Origin of the sequence: Micromonospora sp. NPDC048871 (assembly GCF_043198155.1) — a bacterium.
Lineage (GTDB): Bacteria > Actinomycetota > Actinomycetes > Mycobacteriales > Micromonosporaceae > Micromonospora.
This window is the reverse complement of record NZ_JBICUM010000011.1, coordinates 17,775-35,979: the sequence shown is the minus strand read 5'-3', so window position 1 is coordinate 35,979 and position 18,205 is coordinate 17,775. Positions and strand designations below refer to the sequence as shown.

General features: G+C 63.5%; 14 protein-coding genes. 10 read left to right on the top strand and 4 right to left on the bottom strand.

Features of this window, described 5'->3' with window-relative positions:
• Window positions 1-140 precede the first annotated feature (140 nt).
• From ACGFIK_RS21690 to ACGFIK_RS21665, 6 genes are all read left to right on the top strand, one after another.
• Window positions 141-887, top strand: coding sequence for a DUF6308 family protein (locus ACGFIK_RS21690; RefSeq protein ID WP_393340926.1), 747 nt, complete (start codon window positions 141-143; stop codon window positions 885-887).
• A 53-nt stretch (window positions 888-940) separates the two neighbouring features.
• Complete coding sequence (locus ACGFIK_RS21685) at window positions 941-1,189, top strand: transposase (protein WP_393341122.1); 249 nt, start codon at window positions 941-943, stop codon at window positions 1,187-1,189.
• Window positions 1,190-1,588: 399 nt separating this feature from the next.
• On the top strand, window positions 1,589-1,963 hold the full coding sequence (locus ACGFIK_RS21680) for a reverse transcriptase domain-containing protein (RefSeq protein WP_393340923.1): 375 nt from the start codon (window positions 1,589-1,591) through the stop codon (window positions 1,961-1,963).
• A complete protein-coding gene (locus ACGFIK_RS21675; protein ID WP_393341119.1) occupies window positions 1,918-2,274 on the top strand; it encodes a group II intron reverse transcriptase/maturase in 357 nt (118 codons plus the stop codon). The genes ACGFIK_RS21680 and ACGFIK_RS21675 overlap by 46 nt, the downstream gene beginning before the upstream one ends.
• 417 nt (window positions 2,275-2,691) lie before the next feature.
• Complete coding sequence (locus ACGFIK_RS21670; protein WP_393340921.1) at window positions 2,692-4,215, top strand: ATP-binding protein; 1,524 nt, start codon at window positions 2,692-2,694, stop codon at window positions 4,213-4,215.
• 1 nt (window position 4,216) lies between these two features.
• Window positions 4,217-6,199: a Druantia anti-phage system protein DruA gene (locus tag ACGFIK_RS21665; RefSeq protein WP_393340919.1), complete on the top strand. Its 1,983-nt coding sequence runs from the start codon at window positions 4,217-4,219 to the stop codon at window positions 6,197-6,199.
• A 4-nt stretch (window positions 6,200-6,203) separates the two neighbouring features.
• On the opposite strand, the gene ACGFIK_RS21660 is transcribed toward ACGFIK_RS21665, so the two are convergent.
• The 3 genes from ACGFIK_RS21660 to ACGFIK_RS21650 are packed head-to-tail and all read right to left on the bottom strand — an operon-like array spanning window position 6,204 to window position 13,965.
• Window positions 6,204-10,901 (bottom strand): ATP-binding protein, encoded by a 4,698-nt coding sequence (locus ACGFIK_RS21660; RefSeq protein WP_393340917.1) that lies wholly within the window; start codon window positions 10,899-10,901, stop codon window positions 6,204-6,206.
• Complete coding sequence (locus ACGFIK_RS21655; protein WP_393340914.1) at window positions 10,898-12,406, bottom strand: hypothetical protein; 1,509 nt, start codon at window positions 12,404-12,406, stop codon at window positions 10,898-10,900. The genes ACGFIK_RS21660 and ACGFIK_RS21655 overlap by 4 nt, the downstream gene beginning before the upstream one ends.
• The gene (locus ACGFIK_RS21650) at window positions 12,403-13,965 is read right to left on the bottom strand and encodes a hypothetical protein (protein ID WP_393340911.1); all 1,563 of its coding nucleotides are present in this window, start codon (window positions 13,963-13,965) and stop codon (window positions 12,403-12,405) included. Before ACGFIK_RS21650 ends, ACGFIK_RS21655 begins: the two co-directional genes overlap by 4 nt.
• Before the next feature lie 354 nt (window positions 13,966-14,319).
• On the opposite strand from ACGFIK_RS21650, the gene ACGFIK_RS21645 reads away from it, so the two are divergent.
• The 4 genes from ACGFIK_RS21645 to ACGFIK_RS21630 all read left to right on the top strand — a co-directional run bounded on the left by ACGFIK_RS21645 (window position 14,320) and on the right by ACGFIK_RS21630 (window position 17,124).
• Entirely contained in the window at window positions 14,320-15,177 is an 858-nt protein-coding gene (locus ACGFIK_RS21645) for an IS5 family transposase (RefSeq protein WP_393341117.1), read from the top strand.
• Window positions 15,178-15,508: 331 nt separating this feature from the next.
• Complete coding sequence (locus ACGFIK_RS21640) at window positions 15,509-15,859, top strand: hypothetical protein (RefSeq protein WP_393340908.1); 351 nt, start codon at window positions 15,509-15,511, stop codon at window positions 15,857-15,859.
• Between the two features lie 543 nt (window positions 15,860-16,402).
• Window positions 16,403-16,825, top strand: coding sequence for a hypothetical protein (locus ACGFIK_RS21635; protein ID WP_393340905.1), 423 nt, complete (start codon window positions 16,403-16,405; stop codon window positions 16,823-16,825).
• Window positions 16,819-17,124 carry a hypothetical protein gene (locus tag ACGFIK_RS21630; RefSeq protein ID WP_393340902.1) on the top strand — a complete coding sequence of 102 codons (306 nt, stop codon included), beginning with the start codon at window positions 16,819-16,821 and terminating at the stop codon, window positions 17,122-17,124. The genes ACGFIK_RS21635 and ACGFIK_RS21630 overlap by 7 nt, the downstream gene beginning before the upstream one ends.
• Here the strand turns inward: ACGFIK_RS21630 and ACGFIK_RS21625 are convergent.
• Window positions 17,121-18,200, bottom strand: coding sequence for a hypothetical protein (locus ACGFIK_RS21625; RefSeq protein ID WP_393340899.1), 1,080 nt, complete (start codon window positions 18,198-18,200; stop codon window positions 17,121-17,123). The genes ACGFIK_RS21630 and ACGFIK_RS21625 overlap by 4 nt on opposite strands.
• Window positions 18,201-18,205 lie beyond the last annotated feature (5 nt).

Here is an 18,205-nt window from a genome sequence, read left to right as displayed (position 1 = left end):
CGACAGTCAAACATGAGGATCACATTCACGTCACGCCTCAAACACACCCCGCGACCGTTAGGGCGGCGCCTTCCCGACTCATACCGAACCCCGCTCCCGAGGCCAGGGAACCGCTTGCGCCGATCGATACGATGCGCCGCATGACCGACGCCCTGCTAGATATCGTCCGCGCCGAGTCCGCGGTCAGGAACCTGAGGGCCTACTTCGACGACAACGGGCCTCGCCTGTACAGCGGACGCAGGTTCGAATCCCTCGCAGGAGGCGGCGACCGCCCCGACACGCGCAACGTGATCACCGCGGACGATCTCGTGGCAGTCCAGACGTTGTCGGTCACCGTCCCGACGGAGACCGCAATCGGCCTACTCGAAGGAGAACTCGGCGGGCGGATCGGGGAAATGCTCGCCGCGATCCCCACCAATGTCGAGTTGGGCACCGACAACGCTGACGAACTTGTCGCAGACGGACAGGCCGCAGACCAGGCCTGGCACCTACTCGACGAACAGCCCGGAATCGACTACGTCATCGCCGGCAAGCTCATGGCCCGCAAACGCCCCCACCTCATCCCCGTCTACGACCAGGTCATCGCATGCCTACTCGGCAGACCCGACCACGTGTGGCTCCAGATGCACTGTCGGCTCTCCGCGAGCCATGGCGTACTACGCGAAGAACTAGCTCGCCTGCGCTCCGACGCCGCCATCCCTGCCACCATCAGCATCCTGGGAGTTCTGGACGTGGCGCTCTGGATGCACCACCGCCCGCAACATCGCCGCACCAGGTCCTGCCCCGGATTCGGCACCGTCGCCTGGGCCAACTGTGACCAGGACTGTTCCTCAACTCAGCCGCCGGACCTCACGCTCCAGGCACCAGCAGCCGAGCCAGCGGGGTAACTTTGACGTACGGCTCGTGGGGCGACCAGCTTTCGTCGTCAGCGGCTTGCTGACTGGTACCGCCACCAACCTGCCAGAACTACACCGCCTCGCCACCAACGATCGAGACCTGGTGGCCAGAAATCCTCGCGTTCCTACACACCGGCATCACCAACGCCGGCTCAGAAGGCACCAACCGCGTCATCAAAACCCTCGCCCGCAACGCCTACGGATTCCGCAACCCGGAAAACCAACGCCTCCACGCCCGCGCCGCTACCACCCGCCGCCACCGCGGGGACACCTCAACCCCGCTTAACTTCTAAGAGCCCCAATACCTGGACCGGAACGGCCTGGTTCATCGAGGGAGACATCGCCGACTGTTTCGGGTCGCTTGATCACGACCTGATGCTCACCATCCTGTCGGAGAAGATCCACAACAACCGGTTCCTGCGGCTGGTGCGTAACATGCTCACGGCCGGATACCTGGAGGACTGGAAGTGGGGCGCGACTCTGTCCGGGGCTCCCCAGTGCGGAGTGGCATCACCGATCCTGTCCTCGATCTACCTGCACAAACTGGACCAGTTCGTCGAGACAGTCCTGATTTCGGAGTACACCCGAGGGGGACGCCGGGTGCGTAACCCTGCCTACCTCGACCTGCAAACAAGTTGGCCAAGGTCCGGCGACGTGGTGACCGCCCGTTGGCGCGGGCATTGCGGCGGCGGATGGTCAGCCTGCCCAGCGCCGACCCGGACGACCCGGGATACCGGCGGTTGCGGTATTGCAGGTACGCAGACGACCATCTGCTCGGGTTCACTGGCCCGAAGGCCGAAGCCGAAGAGATCAAACAGCGCCTGGCCGAGTTCCTGCGCGACGACCTCAAGCTCGAACTCTCCCAGGACAAGACGCTGATCACCCACGCCCGCACAGGCGCGGCCCGCTTCCTCGGCTACGAGATCACCGTCCAGCACGACGACACGAAGAAGACCGGCCGTTACCGACGCGTCAACGGCCAAGTCGCCCTACGTGTCCCCTTGGACGTGATCATGGCTAAATCGGCCCCCTGCTCCGCGGCAAACCAGCCAAGCAGAAGGCCCTGACCAACGGCAGCGACCACACCATCGTCGCCACCTACGGGGCCATCTACCGGGGCATCGTCCAGTACTACCTGCTCGCCGGGGACATCTCCCGGCTCCACCGGCTCCACCGGCTGCGCTGGGTCATGGAGACCTCCATGCTCAAGACCCTGGCAGGCAAGCACCGCTCGACGGTGTCGAAGATGGCGGCCAAGCACAAGGCGAAGATCCAGACACCGCACGGGCCGCGCACCTGCTTCGAAGCACGCATCGAACGCGACGGGAGGCAGCCACTCAGTCAGAGCCGGCGGCGCGGGCGTGGCCCGGGGCGGTGAGAGCGGATCGGGACAGTTGGTTCGTCGCTACTACCACTGAGCCGTGCAGCCCGGGCCTTGGCCCGCCGGTAGGCGTGCAGCAGAAGCGCCACGTCCTCGCCTACCGGGGGCGCCGCGAGGATCAACGAGGCGACGAGCTCTTTGCGATTTGTCCGTTCGCCAGCCTCTTCAGCGAGCGTTACGAGATCGTCAAGTCGATCGCTAATCGGCGCTGGCAACGAAAGGCCGATGCGCTTCTCGGGGCATTCAGGCAGTGGCGTATCGGCGCTGATTCGTCGCCGCGTGGTCATGTACCTGCTCCGGACACCGAGGTAGTCTATCGCCGAGAAACGCGTCTAAAACATGTCTATCGCATTTTGAGTTGGCAATGTACGATCACGCACCCGGCGATCGGGCCGGCAGGAGGTGGCGTTACTAATGGCGACGCAGGTCGACAGCGGTTCAGTCGTTCGGCCTCGGCTCGTAAACCCCGCCAACTTCCTCTTCGCAACCCGCGACACTGGGTACAAGACGACCGGACTGGCGATCGCGGAGTTGATCGACAACTCCCTGCAGGCCGGAGCGCGGCAGGTCACGGTTGAGGTTGCTGCCACCCGGAGCCCCGACCGGCAAATTGAGATCATGGTCGTCGACGACGGCGTGGGCATGGACGCGGAGACACTCGCGGAGGCGCTGACCTTCGGCGGGACGAGCCGGTTCAACGACCGGAGGTCGCTGGGGCGCTACGGCATGGGGCTGCCGAACGGTGCGCTCAGCCGAAGCCGGCGCGTTGAGGTCTACACCTGGCGGCCTGGTGTCGGTGTCCTCTGGTCGAGGCTAGACATCGACGAACTGGTGCACGCTGGTGATGCTGCGCTGCCTCCGGTCGAGCACATCGACCGGCCAGCGTTTGTGCCCAAGACCGGCTCCGGTACAGTGGTGCGCCTGACGCGCTGCGACAGGGTGGAATACAAACGTTCTTCTGCGCTCGTCCGGAGGCTCAAGGACGATCTAGGGCGAATCTACCGACACTTCCTTGCCGACGGCGTCAGCCTCCAGGTGAACGGGCAACCTGTGGTAGCAAACGATCCTTTGTGTCTGCAACCTGGGTCGAAGATCACCGGCGGTAGACAGTTTGGCGATGATCTCCTTTACGAGATCCCGGTAGGTTCCACGACCGGCACGATGTCGGTCACTTTTAGTGAACTTCCGATTGATCGCTGGCACGGGTTGTCGACGGAGGAGAAGCGGACGATGGGCGTTACGGCTGGCCCGCCGGTCTCTATCGTCCGCGCGGGCCGCGAAATCGACCGCGGGTGGTTCTTCATGGGCGGTAAACGTCGCGAGAACTACGATGACTGGTGGCGGTGCGAGATTAGGTTCGATCCAGTCCTCGACGAACTGTTTGGGATCACCCACGCCAAGCAGGCAATATCACCGCGACCGGAACTTTTGGATGTTATCTCACCGGATCTGGAAACGATCGCTCGCGCGCTAAACGGTCGCGCCCGAAACCAATTCATGCTCGTCAAGGCCGCAGAACCGCTGAGCGCGGCGGAACGGCAGGCGGCGCGGGCTGAGGCCTCACTGCCATCCTTGCCGCGCGGGCGCCGGCCCATCCCTGACGAACTCAAAGACTTGGTGGATAGCCTGAGCCGGCACGAGGCGCCGTACCAGATCGCAGCTGCGGAGTTGCCCACGATGGGCGCATTTGAGGTCGTCGTGCGAGATCGGCAGATCATCGTGTTACTCAACACGAAACATCCCTGGTATCGCGATCTATATGGTCCGCTCGCGATGAGTGAACTAGGCAGAGACCACGATCTTGCTCGTCAAGTTGCTCTCACACTTCTGGCCTCCGCCCGCGCTGAGGCAACGCTGCGGCGAGGCGCCGAGCGGGGGCATGCACAGACGCTGCGCCAGATGTGGGCCGACGTACTCGCCACCTTCATGAATGCCTAGCATGATCGAGATGTGGTACTCGCTCCCCTGCCCGCCAGGGTGTCAACCCGCTGAGCGGCGGGCCTTTGCGGCACTTGGTCGCGCGCTGGCAACCGATGACGCTTCGGCACGCCAGGCCGCACGGGAACGTTGCCTCGCGAAGGACAACGCCGCGCTCACCGCCGCTACCCACGTTCTGATTGATCTTGTCGGCCAAGGCTGGAACGTGCGGGTCGATGACCACCAGGTGGCCATCGCTCCGCCGCTTGGAGTCGCCGATCCGGTTGAGGAGAAGAATCGAGTACGGCGGCAGGAACTCATCAAGCGAGATGAGCAGCTTTCCATCCCGTCGGTGCGCCGCTTCATCGCCGCTATGGAGAAGCCGCGGGAGTTCGAGGGCAAGTTCGTATCGATCTTCAGCCTCATGAGAGATGGCAAGGAACTTTCGACGGCTCTTCAGGCCCTCGAGATCGACGGCGACGCGGATCTTGCTCGGTTGCGCGGGGTGATCGACCCGTACGTACAGGTAGTGTCCAGTAGTGAGCGCTGCATGCAGACTGGTTTCAGGCTCATGGACATTTGGCGGTACTTTCGTCACACCTGGTCTAATCAGTACACGAGCACTCCCGGGCGCACCATGATGGTTATAATTCGGGACCGTGCAGCCCCATTCCACCCGGTAATCGGAATCGCCGCACTTGGCAGCGCGGTCGTACAACTAGCGGAACGCGATGACTGGATCGGTTGGCAACCGGCAGTGTTCCTTGAAAACCTGCGCGCCGCCCCGACTCTGCGGATGGCTCGGTGGATTACCGCCCGACTGAAGACAGCGTTGGAAGAACTGTATGTCGATGACTTGGTTAAAGACGGCTTGTACTGGCCCACGCTGTGGGAAAACCCCACCACGGATGCAATCGAGCGATTGCTGAAGGAGGCGGAAACTCGCCGTCGAGATCATCATCGGTTCGTCAAGGCGACGGACTTCAAAAAGGTTCACGACGCCGACGATGTCAAAAGCTGGCGTCGACGTGCCGAATCCGACCTCTTCCGCAGCAAGCGTTGCCTGGCACTGGCCGATCTTCTCAGCGCTCGACAAGCGCTCGCGCCCTACCTATACCCAAAGGCAAGCCGCACCGGGCTGTCCGACGCGCTCGACAGCCCGAAGGCCCGGCGGGCGATCATGTCCGTACTGCGTAGGGCGAAAGCCGATGCAGTAGGAACCGAGATTGCCGATCTCACCGTATGCGGCGCTGTCGCTCCCTATAACGCGCTGCTGGGGGGCAAGCTCGTCAGCATGCTGGCGGTCAGCCCAACGGTCGTCAAGGCCTACCACCGGCGCTATTCGACCTATGCCAGTGAGATCGCGTCATCAATGGCCGGTCGACCGATCCGTCGGCGGTCAAACCTTGTTTTCGTCGGAACGACCTCGCTCTACGGCTCGGGCGCCAGCCAGTACAACCGGATCCGGATCCCGCCCGAGGTCCTCGGCGGGCTCTCGCCTATCGAGTTCCGCCAGCTCGGCCGGTCGAAGTCGTTCGGCACGTCGCACCTATCGGCGGAATCGGTGCGAGCGTTGGTGCGTCTTGCGGAGCAGACCGCACGCGGTGCGCGGGTCAATAGCATCTTTGGCGAAGGGGTGAACCCGAAGTTCCGCAAGGTCCGCCACGGCTTCGACCTCCTGCAGTGGCCGTCGGATACCCTGCTGCAGCATGGGCGTCAACGCATCATCTACGGCATCAGCTTGGTGGACAACCTCTTGCCCTACCTACTCGGTAGCGACGCGGAGCCGAGCTACAAGTTCCGCCGTCGTAAGAGCACCGCGGACGTGGACGCCATCTCCGCATGGTGGATGCGTCGGTGGTGCCACCCACGCAGCAAGTCGCCAGCGGTGCTGGAGGCGGTCACGGCGCACCGCCTAACCAGACCGGTCAGGCACGGTGCACGCGTCACACTGCCCGATTTGCCACTTGCCGCTGGCGAACATGAGCAGTTGGAACTGTACTGACTGCCTAGAAGAGGCGATCGTGTGGCGCCGGGTCAACATCGATGATGCGCTCGTAGTAGGGACGAACTGAGGTTCGTGTGTACGGCGTCTGGTGGGCGTTCTGCACAAAGCAGGTAAGGGGAGCCATCGTTCTTACTGCCTCGGCCAGGCGTTCGGCTTCAGGACCGCTGGTCTTTCCGACCAGGGCTTTCTGGACCGCACGGACCTGGTCGACCTGGGTCTGGCTGAAAAACAGCCTCGTCGCCGTAGCGCCAGACACTGCATCGGGCAGATCCTTCGGGTACTGCGTGGCGATGACGACACCCGCGCCGAACGCCCGGCCCTCTCGCATGAGAGGTTCCAGGAAGGGCGATTGGACGAGACGCCATGCCTCGTCCAGCACGACAAGCCGCTTCAGCACCCGCGGCTGTGGGCGTCGGATGAGCTGGTTGTAGAGGGCCATCAACAGGAATTCCGCCACCGCATTCTTGACCTCCTCGCCGGGCAGTTGGCTGAGGCGGACCACGGAACGCCCGTCGAGCAACTGCTCGAGCGTGGCACCGTCTCCATCGCCGGCGAACAACCCCAGATCAAAGATGGGCGACAGGCGCCCGATGAGCGCATCATGGCCTTCACGTTCGAGCACCTCACGGATGGCGTCAAACGGTAGATAGGTCTGGTCCGATGCTGGTGTGAAGGCCCTACCGTCGAGTCCCAGGATCGTATAGGTCTCTTTCATTGCCTCTCGCAGGTGGTATGCCTGCTGATCCCCAAGCCGATAGATCCGCTTGAGGATGCCGACGAGTTGATGCACGTGCGACATCGGGTTTGCCCTGCCGGAGGCGGGATCGGTCGGCGGTACCAACGGGTTGAAGGGCAGCCCGCCGATACTGGCGTCGAACATGGACAGCTGCTCGGTACGCGTGTACTCCGCGCCCGCGTAGTCATCTTTAAAGTCGAGAATCAGGGCCGGCAGACCGTTCGGCGCTGCCATGAGTTCGCGCAGGATCGCTTTGGTGGCTTGAGTTTTGCCACTGCCTGTCTCACCAGTGATTGCAATGTGGCCGTTGGCCAGCGGACGGTCGGGACGCTGCGGGTCGTACCAGACCTCAACCGGCCTGCCGTACTGCCCGGCAGCTTCACCAAGAAACGCGCGTGGCCGGTCAGCAGACGACGACGCTGCTACCGCGGTCTCAGGGGCTGCGACTCTGTTAGACGACGACCTTGCATGGGTCGTTTCGGCGGAGGCAGAGACTGGTCGCCCTACTTCAGAAGGCGAAGGGCTGTCAGGTTCCGCCCTTGGTGGCGTCTCTTGTTCCGGCGGACTGGGCACCTCAGGTACGGGCGCGACGGCCTGCTGAAGCGCGCCTACGCCGGATTCGTTGAGCTGCGTCACGGTGAGCGGAAACGTGTGACCTTTGGTGGTCTGGGCGCTCACACGCCTGGGCGGTCGTAGTGACTCCGTGTCCACACCGATGGAGACCTCGACGAGATGCAGCTCGATGGTGAAAGGCACCTCGCCTTCAAACAGCCGTTGCGAGGCGCTTGCCCAAGCACGTCGTTCGTCGGTGTCGTGGCCGCGTTTCGCGAGTTCGCGATACACGTGCGCTCGAAGGATCTCCCGGCGAGCTGGCGTTGTGATGAGCTCATCCGCCCGGTTGGGATTGAAGACGTCACGAAGCAGCATGCCGGTGGACAGGGCCTGATTGACCGCCGGCCCCGTGGCGGTGTCACCATCAATATGAAACTCAGCCGAGGTGTCCTGCATCGTCTTTACCTCGAAGACGGTGATGATGCACCCTTCTTCGCTGTACTCGATCCCGAGCAGGTCGGCCCTTCGGGCATCTTCGTGAAGGTGCAGCCACCTGCGGGCCATGTCGTCATCAAGGCTGATGAGCAGACGCTTGCGACCCGCGGGCCGGTTCTTCTTATACCACCGCGCCACGATGAGCGTTCCAAGCAAACCCTTGGTCCGGTTCTGGTCAACTTGGCGTTCGAAGTCAGGCGTGAGTGTCAAAGCGCCCACGTCGAGAAGCTCGGTTAACTCCTGTAGGAGTTCGTCAAGATCAGCGTCACTGACGGCAGTGTTGTACTGACGGACGACCTCGCGCAGCGCTCGCCGGAACGGGTCGGTGGCGTCGGCAAATGCAACTACTTCACGGGTGCGATCGCGACCGCTGAAGACCTGAAGCTTTCCGAGCATGAGGTCTCGGTCGACGTGCCGATCGGCCAGGACGAACCACGGAGCCGTTGCCGCAACGGCCTTGAGCCGTTCCCGCACGTCGCCATCCTGTCGCACGGCCAGGCGTGAGGCGGGCGCCTGCTTGGCAATCAGTTGGGCGACAGTGAAATAGGCGGCGAAGGGACCGCCTGGCGCGGGTTCCAGGTCCACAGTCTTGGCAAATACGCGGTACTTAAGTCGCTGAGGCATCGCGAGGGGCTGGACCGGCTGCTCTATGAAGCTGAGCGCATCCTGCATACCCGCCGATTGGTCGAATGCTACCAGGACGTGTGCAAGCATGCCTGCCGGTGGCTTCACCGTGTCGGCCGGCAGCGCGCGCACTTCGAAACTGAAGCGCCGATCCTCTGCGGTTGCGTGGAAGAGTTGCGCTACCCGCGCCTCGTCGTCGTCATCAAGTTCGAGCGACTGGATTCCAGCGTTGCGGCCCTTGTAGAGCACGGTGAGGTGAGCGCCCTGGATCTTCTCGCTGTACGCCAGGTCGGTCAACAGCTTCAGATAGGGCCCTGGGCCGGGCGGGTCCAGCAACGCCAGGCGGAGCCCGTGGCGCGCTGGAGGGTGTGCTTCAAGGAACGCCTCGACGATGCGACGAATTTGCGCATAGCCGTCTTGCCCCACGCTTCGTTCTTGCTTAACCGCGAAGTACGGAAGATGCCCGATGTCGCTGACGTGGGGCAGAACCTGTGGCGTGTCAGGCGTCAGATCTGGGAGGCAAAGACTGGTCAGAAAGTTAGGTAGCTTTCCCGCAGAGTCTCTCACCAACTGGAGGTCGCGTGCGCTGAGCCGATCACGCTGAGCGACAACGATGCGCGCGAATTCAGAGTACCGCCACAGGTACAAGGGATGCAGGGGGGTGAGCATCGCGATCGTAGTCAGGCCAGACCCAAAGGCAATGGTGTCAAGCTTCAAGATCTGGGAGATAACCTGATTGACATCTTGGGTGTACTCCGCAAACAGCTTCCCGTACGTGTTGCCGATGCACGTTAATAGGTCGTGATACCGCTCGACGTAGTCGCAGATCGCGACCCTTGAATTCCGTGCCGCCGCCACCGCAAGGGGCTCGACTGTCAGACGACCCGCATACCCCACGATCTTGTCTCGAGCCTTGTCGAACGACTCAAATCGCGCACGTAGTTCCCGGCCAGCGTCGTCGTCGAGGCTATCGAGGAATTCAAGGATCTGCTGGCTGGTCCACTCTGCCTTGAGGTCATCTTCACCCCGGTAGCCGCGGATTCTCTCCCAGATGTCGCCGTCGTTCCCGTCGATCCAGCCCCCGTAACGACCGACGCCCACCAGCCGGGTCACGATGTCGACGACTTCGCCGGAGACCTGCCCTTGGACGATGATCCCGGAGGGAAGCTCGTCCTCCCATCGTTCCGTGCCGACGGGAGTTCCCCCGCTGTCGAGTTCGCTGACCCCTGCAGCCGATTCCACGGCGGCGTCGAGATCATCCTGAAGGGACGCGTCACCGGAAAGCAATGCGTCCGCAGCGACAGTCGAGGCCGAAATCGGCGTGTCGAGCGGCCGATTGCCGCTCCCATCATCCGCGACGCCGCCCGAGGGGTGAGAGCCTTGGGTGCTGGTATCTGGCGGTATGATGGGGCCAGTTTGCGGTACCGCGTCATGGTCTGCTGGCAGGGGCGGGGGTTGCCACCGGCGGACCGAGAAGAGATCTTCGGCGTCAGCGACGGTGAGCTGATCCGCCGACTCGCCGCGGCGCAGCTGCCGAAGGAGGCGAAGACTGCGCCGAAGGGCCGCGCGCCGGTTCGGATCGGCCTCCTTGGCGATGTTCTCGGCGATTGCACGCCGGTCCTTTTCCGTCAGCGTTTGGAGCCGACCAACCAGATCGCGATTCCTCTGAATGCGATTGGCGACCGCCCGGTCGCTCGCGTCGTCAAACAGCTTCGGGTCTGCCAGCAGGCCCAAGCGCGGAAGTTCCCGGCTCGACTTCAGTTTGAACTCCATCGCCTGGTCAGGCCCGTCTGGCAATGAGGTGTAGTAGTCGAGAAGTTGGCCGAAAGAGATGTTTCGGTCACCGCCGAGCCTTTTCCACCAACTGATGAGTACATCGTTGGCGCCAGCGAGCTGCTGCTGTGCTTGCCTGATAAGTAGACCCTTGAGCTCGACTGGGCCGATGGGAGCGAAATCTTGCAGCGATGAAAGCCGGGCCTGATCTCCGGCCGCGATCACCACGATCGTCGCCTCAAGGCTTCTGTCATTACGCCACTGCTCGGCTCGCTGGACGCTGTTGGTGAACTTATCTGCCGGCATGCCGACCTCGGCGGCCACAGCCAGGGCATCGCTCGACAGCAACGCAACCCGCAAGTCGGACCTGTCTAGGATCCCGCTCAGCCGGGCTAGCACAGTGCGTGCGTCGAAATGCGGGATGTCCCGAACAAGGACGCCCACCGATCCGTGCAGCTCAATAACCTTGCGGCACAGCAGCTCGCTGACTAACTGTTCCCGAGGGTCGATCGTCGTCATAGCAGCGCCAAACTCTTTGGGTCGGTAGTGATGACGGTCTGCCCGTCGGCGAACGCCTTCGCGTAGCCAGCCTCAAGCATTGCCCTGCGCAATGCCTCGACGTTGAGTCGCAACTCCTCCTCGCTTACGGAAGTTGGCGTCCCGAACGGCTTCTGTGCCAGGTTATTGCATCGCACGATCTGGTCATCGGAGCGCTGTCCGACTACTATTCCATAGTTCGCGCGAATTTCGTCGAGAAACTCCGGAAAGTCGAGCGGCCTTTCTGGATCGACAGTGGCCGCAACGAGCGTTTCGAGGAATTCGGCGTTGATCCCATAGCGCTTTTGCTGCTTGCCGCCACGGCCGGCGACGGACCAAGGAGTGAGGTAACCAGCGCGGCGCCCAAGGTCTGCCAGGAAGCCTCGCGGATGGTTCTTCTCTTCCGCGGCAACTTGCCAGAACGCCTCAGCAATGGCTTCCAACTCGGACACCTGGTCGTCGTGACGGTACGCATCGAAGCCCTGTCGGACCCGGTCCTGAACCTTGGTGGGGAGGCCTGCGATCACTTGTTCAGCCCCGAGGGCACTGACCTGCGGCTGAAGCCTTTCTCGAATACGAAGCAGCATCAACGCCTCGATCGTGTCGCCCGCAGCACGAAAAGATGCTCGCGATGCATTGCGCAGGGATGTGCGGGAGCCATCGAACATGTCGAGCAGGATCGGGGAGCGTGGAGCGCCTTCAACAGCCTCGGAGTAACGGGAGATCAGATGGACGTGTACGGCGAAGCAGGCGAATGTCACCAGCCTTCGAAGGGAATTCAACTTCGAACCGCTGGTTCGCTCGAAACGGGCGAGACGGTCAAAGGAGCGGCGAAGATTGGTGAGGGTAGGTGAAGCAAGAACAGGCGTGCTTGCATCATCAACGATCATGGGGGCATAGGCATGCTGCATTGCGGCTTCAGTTGCGGTGTCAACGCCCTGCGGTTTAGCGAGCTTCGCCATCGGCATTGCCAGCATCGACCACGGGTCGTCGTCAGTTGACAGTAATTCACGGATATGGATGGCGGCTGCCGCTTCATGCCCAGCCGTCAGTAAACGCGCCAGAAAGATGCCGCAGCGATGATCCGATGGGTCACGGGTGAGGAGTGTTTCGTTGGACAGGGTGTATGAGGAGCGTGCCGCCTCGCCGAATACGGCCTTGTCTGTCCCCAGCACGCCTTCGGCAAGGTTCCGCAACGTGCTAAGTGAGTCTCGATCGATGACTTCACCATCGCGACCGGTGATCGCCTCGCCGTAACGCTCAAGGATTACGCTATTCGGGTTGCGCTCGACTTTCTCGCGTGTCTTCTGATTCAGGATTGATGGCCGAAGAAATTCGGCTAGTGCGTCCGAGTCATATACGCGTCCCGTCAACGCCCTTCCGAGGCCGTTGGCCACATGCACAGGTTTGATTGAGTTGTTGGTGGGAACAAGTCCGAACTCGGCGATGTAGAGGTCATTCAGGAACGTCTTCAGGTCCGTTATCACAGTCGGTACCTCGCCGGATGACGCTGAATTTCGAACCTCGCTTCGATATTCTTCTCCACGTTGCGGATTCGCACATCGACAACTTCTGTCTTGCTCGGCCCCACGGAATTGTGCACGCTGTCGACAAATCGTGTGATGCGCCGAGTTGCGCTCCGCGACCAACTCGTTCGCCCGAGACCCCACCTGGCCTCGGTAAGCGTTAGGTACAACGCGCGATCGACCAAGAGGCTGGCGACCGCCACGCCGTACTCGTCTGTAGCGGTGAGGGCAAAGGTCCGGACGAGACGCTGCTCATCGGGCAACCACTCGTCCACCCACGGAGCCAACTTGGGTGGATCTACCTCGAATCGGCCATGGTGGACCTCGTGCAGGGAGAGGAACGTGCTTGGGGCCCTGACGTCGAAGCGGTGGCTTTGCCAGAGGACGAGGCGTTCGCGGTCGCTATCGGGGCAGTCTGGCTCGTAGAACCTGTTGATCGCTAGAAGCAGTTGCCGGACAACGCCTCCGCCTGCTCCGTTACCGTCCGTGACCAGCCTGTCGAAGCTGCGTTCGTCGCTCGGCAAGAGGTCGAGAAGCGACCGACCGTCACGGTGCTCAAAGAAGAACCGCCGCTTGAGCGCGCGATACTCGTTATCTCGGTCATCCGCCGGCATCGGCTGTATGGCAGACGGGCGGAGCCCGCCGATCCACTCTTCTGCCTTTGTGGTCCCCTGCCAGAGCTCTGTGTCGCGCCGGGGGTGCGTTACGGCAGCGGGGTCGAAAACCTCCCGGACAGCATCGAACAGCGGTCCGACGCCGCCTTCGAAGGCAAGCTGCGCGTAGTGGTATCGGTGCGAACCCTGGCTCGCGAGCCGGACCGCAGCCGTTGCCCCTCCGGCGATCAGGAACGCCACGAAGCCGACCAACTGCCGCATTGTTGCGTGGTGGCCTCGCCGTGCAACCTCCGCAAGCATGAGGGCGATCCGCTCTCGAACCTGAGGATGGCGCAATGCCTCGCGGTTGACGACGGCCGGGTCTGTTGGCGACAAGCTGGCGTAGAAACGATCATCGGTTAGACGGGCGATGACCTCGAGTGTGATGGGCGCAGCAAGCACATTTCGCAGGCTAAGGTCGAGGACTCGAACGGGACCCTCAACATCCTTCACAGGCTCCCGGCCATATGACACCGCCTGCTGCACCTGCCGAAGCGCTGCCTTGAGTGGCTCGAAGTCGACAGCCAACGGATGGCGCCGCAGCACGAAAAGCGGCCACTCATTGATAGCTAGCACCATGGCTCGACGGTCGCGGTCGCAGTCGCGCCAGCGAGAGAGGATGCTGTCATCGGACAATTCATTGGCATCGGTAAGAACAACCGCCCCGGCCGCCTCTAACGCTGGCCTGAGCCGCTCGATGAGGTGCGTCTTTCCGTCACCGGGGTTACCCGTGATGATGATCTGATGGTGGGCGCGAGCCAGACCCAGGACATGATCGTTGAGACCGAGGTCCACATCGATCCAAGCGAGTTCTTCGGCGGTCAAGCGGTCCGCATAGCTGTTGGTGCTGCGGTACAGGCGTTCCACGAACTCACTGGTCTGAAGAGAGGCCGGCGAGCTTCCGAGGGACCCGGTGGCGTCCATGCCGCCCGAAACTGGCGCACTCTCACCGCTCGGTGTCACCCAGCAACCGCCCGTTCCCAGGTACATGCTGAGAGGTCGGCCAACCGCTGCTGAGGCACAGGCCCATGCGGACGGGGCATCGGGGTCACCACCATAAGCTTCTCGCTGCTATAGAGGGCTGACTAACGAGGGGTCGACCGCGCAACCGCGGTCAGCGCACCCCGACAGAGTAGTACCTGACACGGTATCGCCCACGTCTGAGTGAGTGTTTGAGAAGGGGCGTGTCGGACTCGGTGTGCGGCTGATGATCGTGGATGCCTGGTTGCCTTCGGCGTGTCTCGTAAGCGTCGGTACCCCTCTGATTTGACCACCGCTCAGTGGCGTCACATCGCTGGCCTGCTGCCACCACCTCGCCCGGGTGGCCGGCCGGAGAAGCACTCCCGCCGGGCCATCGTGGACGCGATCCTCTACGTCGTGCGTACCGGCTGCTCCTGGCGGCAACTCCCGGCGGACTTCCCGCCATGGCAGACCGTCTACTGGTACTTCGTCCGCTGGGAGCAGGAGAAAGTCACCCCACGCATCCTCGACCACCTCCGGGAACAGGTCCGCATCAGCCAGGGCCGCAACCCGCAGCCGTCCGCCGGGATCATCGACTCCCAGAGCGTCAAAGCGGCCGACACCGTCGGCACCGACAGTCGCGGCTACGACGCCGGCAAGAAGATCAACGGCCGCAAACGATTCATCGTCACCGACACCCTCGGCATGATCCTCGTCGTCATGGTCTGCGCCGCCAGCGTCCAGGACCGCGACGGCGCCAAGACCACCCTGCTCAGCCTCTACCTGGCCACACCAGTTCGGTTCGTCCTCGCCGACGGCGGCTTCGCCGGACAACTTGTCGACTGGGCCGCCCGCATCCTCCGAACCACCCTGCACATCGTGCGCAAACCCGCCGGCCAGAAGGGCTTCGTCCTCATCCCCAGAAGATGGCCGGTCGAACGGACCTTCGCCTGGCTCACCGCTCACCGCCGCCTGGCCCGCGACTACGAACGAGACCCCGCCACCTCCGAAGCCATGATCCGCTGGGCCGCCATCAACACCATGACCCGCCGCCTCACCCGAGGCCAACCAGCCACCCGCCGACAACGCCGCACCTACCACCAACAACCGACGTCATAGCCCCTTCTCAAACACCCTCTGACATTCGGTGCAACCGATCTAGATGCCCTGGGATCGGTCAGCGGATTCATCAATTAGGCGTTGCGGCAGGTCGATTAGAGCCCATAAGGCTGGTTTTACCAGAAAGGGTGTTTTTACGGTTTTAGTAATACTTTTTATGATCGGCGCCCCCAAGCGGCCTCAACAGACGGCCTCGGTGGCGCAGTGTTGGCCCGGAAGACATCACCCCTCAGGACCAGGAGAGACATGGCCCGTAGGCTGTGGCCTGGCGATCGTCAGGCTCAAGATCGGAACGCCCATGGAAAGAGCGCTGGCTTCACAAGAAGTCAACATGGCGCGCGAGTGGGTCGCGGGTAAGAAGATCGAGTTTTTCCGGGTGTACGGCGTCAACTCGTTGAAAACCTTGGCGCCCTCGCTCGACGACCTCGTCGGCGACCAGATCGTGGACCTGGTCGCCCGAGACGACGCTCGGCGGGTCGACGTGGTTTGCCGTGATCACGTCATAGCCGTCGAGCTTGAGCGGACCGGAAAAATGGCGGCGTTGCGCGAGGCCGCCGCATGGAGTCCGGCCGCCGGGACACCTATGCCGACCGGACGAATGACCTTCGAAGACGGCACCGGACTTGATTTCAGGGAGCCGGCGAAGACGAAGCGAATCACGTTTGCCGTGCGTCGTCGCTGACCGCAACTCCTTGCCAGCCGAAACACCATGCACGCCAGCACTGCAGATCAGAAGGTCCCTGCCGGCCTTCTCGGTACCCGCCTGCAGCGGTCGGGGTCGGGAGATGAGCGTCAAGGTTCCACAGCCCAGCCGATGACGCGCGTCCGGCCGCTTCCTCTTCCTGTCTGCCCTACCCGACCAGAGGTCGTCGCGAAGCAGCCGCCAGCCTCCCTCATCGCCGCACACAGCTGTGCAAGCATCGTTGCATGGACGCCCTACCCGGCTCCACGAGGCCGCCTGCCCGCCTCCGTGCAGGGGTTGTTGGACCTGCTCGAGAAGGCGGAAGGATCTGTGCAGGTTCTGGACCCGCCAGAACCGGTGAGGGCGGCCTGGCGTCGACTGATCCATGCTTTGCGGTCTGGCGGACATGTGCCCAAGGGCTGGCATCTGGTTCACCGCGGCCGCAACACCGGTGACCTGGTTATCGAGCTACGGCGGGGCCGCTACCCGAGCAAGCAGTACGTGCCGCCAAGTCGCTCATCAGTGCCGGTCCCCGAGTTCCTGGTGGATCCTCATCCGGTCATCGACCGGTTGCGTGAGCAGCCCAGCCGCCTACCGGAGTCCGACGAGAACCGCTCCCGGACGCTGTTGCTCCTGCAGGCGCTGTGTCTGGAGGCGGAGAAGCGGGAATGGGCCGTCAGGTCCGGTACGGACGCGCTGCTGAGCGTGGTCGTCGACGAACAGCCGCTCGAGGTGCGGGTACGGGAGGAGAAGGGAGCCCGCTGGATGCTACGCCTGGTGCTCACAGTCACCGACGCCGACGCCGGTGTGGCCGAGTGGAAGGACTACGCCCGCAAGCGGCTTGAGGACGAGTTGCCCGCCGTCCTGACGGACCTGCGCCAACGTGGCCGGCGGCTACGTGACCGCCGCGAAGCTGCAGCGCGGGCGGAGCAGGTGCGCTCCAGCAGGAACGCGACCGGGTGGTGACGGCGCACCGTGACCAGATCCTGCGGCAGCAGGTGGCTGCGTGGCTGCTGGCCGAGGACATCCGCTCCTACTGCGCAGATCTCGTCAACGCCGGCATGCGGATCGACGACCCGTGGCTGGCGTGGGCACACACCTACGCCGATGACCTTGACCCGCTGGCCGATCCGCCCGGAATTCCCAGCGATCCACCGTCATCGGTGGCCGTGCCGACACCGAGACAGCAGCACGTCGGGAGGACTGCCTCTGCGGCGCCGCCCTGTCAACCGTCGCATCCGAACCGCCGCTGGTACCACGGCTAGTAGTGCCAGTGGCCCGCAGGCAGGTACGGCCGCAGGTCATCGCGCTCGGGCTTTGGCGTCTTCGGCATGCCCTCCCGGCTGAGCCGGGGATCCACCTGGTCGGCATGCTGCAGGATCCACGTCGCCCAGGCCCGCACCTCCTGCGCACGGTCGGGCTCCAAGTCGTCAGCGACCGCCGCTAGCGCTGCCGCGTAGGCGCGGGCGTCGTCGGCGAACTGCCGCTCGCCGATACGAGCCTGGATAGTCTTGCGGCGGTGGTCCTCGGTGAATTGGCGTTGGGCCTCATCTTCGCGCCGCTGCCGTTCCCGTCGGCGCTCCTGTTCGCGGCGCTCCTCGGCCTCGCGGCGCGCGATCAGGAGGTCGGCCCACCGCTCGACGTGGGTGAAGATCTCGCCGAGTTGCCTGTGCAGGGGCTTGTCGGCGGTGTCGGTCCAGGTGTCGTAGCCGCGGCGCCGCGCCGGATGCACGTCCTTGATCGTCAGCTGTAGCGGCTTGCCGCGCTCCCCGTAGAGCTGGAGCGGGAACTCGTCCCGGTCGATCCGCAGGATCAGCTGGCCGCTGTCGTAGTGGTCCCGTCGGTTGTGCCGAAACAGCGTCTCGTACCCGCGGAACTCGGCCTCGGTGATGATGGCCTGCCAGACCTGGCGCATCCGCTGCACGGGCCGACGCTTGTTCGCCATCAGGTAGGGCCGGTGCTGGTAGATCATCCGCTCCGGGAAGTCCAGCGCCTCGGTGAGGTCCTGCACGATCGGGTGTGGGCGGCGCACCGTCGAGGGGACCGGGACGATCCGGCCGAGGAACTCCTGGGTGCGGGGCCGTGGACACGGAGGCGGAACCCACTGCCGGGTTGGCTGATCCGGTGGCGCCAACGCGGGCGACTCGACGCCCCGGCGGTCGACCTCCACAAGCAGCAGCGACATGCCACCCGGAAACGACCAACTGCGCAGCCGGTGCGGGCCGGCTCGCAGCAACCGCAGCTTGGCCACCTTGGCCGCGTGTCGCCACGCGGCCAGGGATTCCTCGTCCAAGCCCTCTAGCTTGAGCCGGCCATGCGCCGCTCTCACCCGCTTGAGCACCAGCT

Excerpts from the sequence above, each read along its gene's own strand:
- ACGFIK_RS21690 (WP_393340926.1), top strand. The coding sequence starts at position 141 with ATGACCGACGCCCTGCTAGATATCGTCCGCGCCGAGTCCGCGGTCAGG.
- ACGFIK_RS21680 (WP_393340923.1), top strand. The coding sequence starts at position 1,589 with ATGGTCAGCCTGCCCAGCGCCGACCCGGACGACCCGGGATACCGGCGG.
- ACGFIK_RS21670 (WP_393340921.1), top strand. The coding sequence starts at position 2,692 with ATGGCGACGCAGGTCGACAGCGGTTCAGTCGTTCGGCCTCGGCTCGTA.
- ACGFIK_RS21665 (WP_393340919.1), top strand. The coding sequence starts at position 4,217 with ATGATCGAGATGTGGTACTCGCTCCCCTGCCCGCCAGGGTGTCAACCC.
- ACGFIK_RS21660 (WP_393340917.1), bottom strand. The coding sequence starts at position 10,901 with ATGACGACGATCGACCCTCGGGAACAGTTAGTCAGCGAGCTGCTGTGC.
- ACGFIK_RS21640 (WP_393340908.1), top strand. The coding sequence starts at position 15,509 with ATGGCGCGCGAGTGGGTCGCGGGTAAGAAGATCGAGTTTTTCCGGGTG.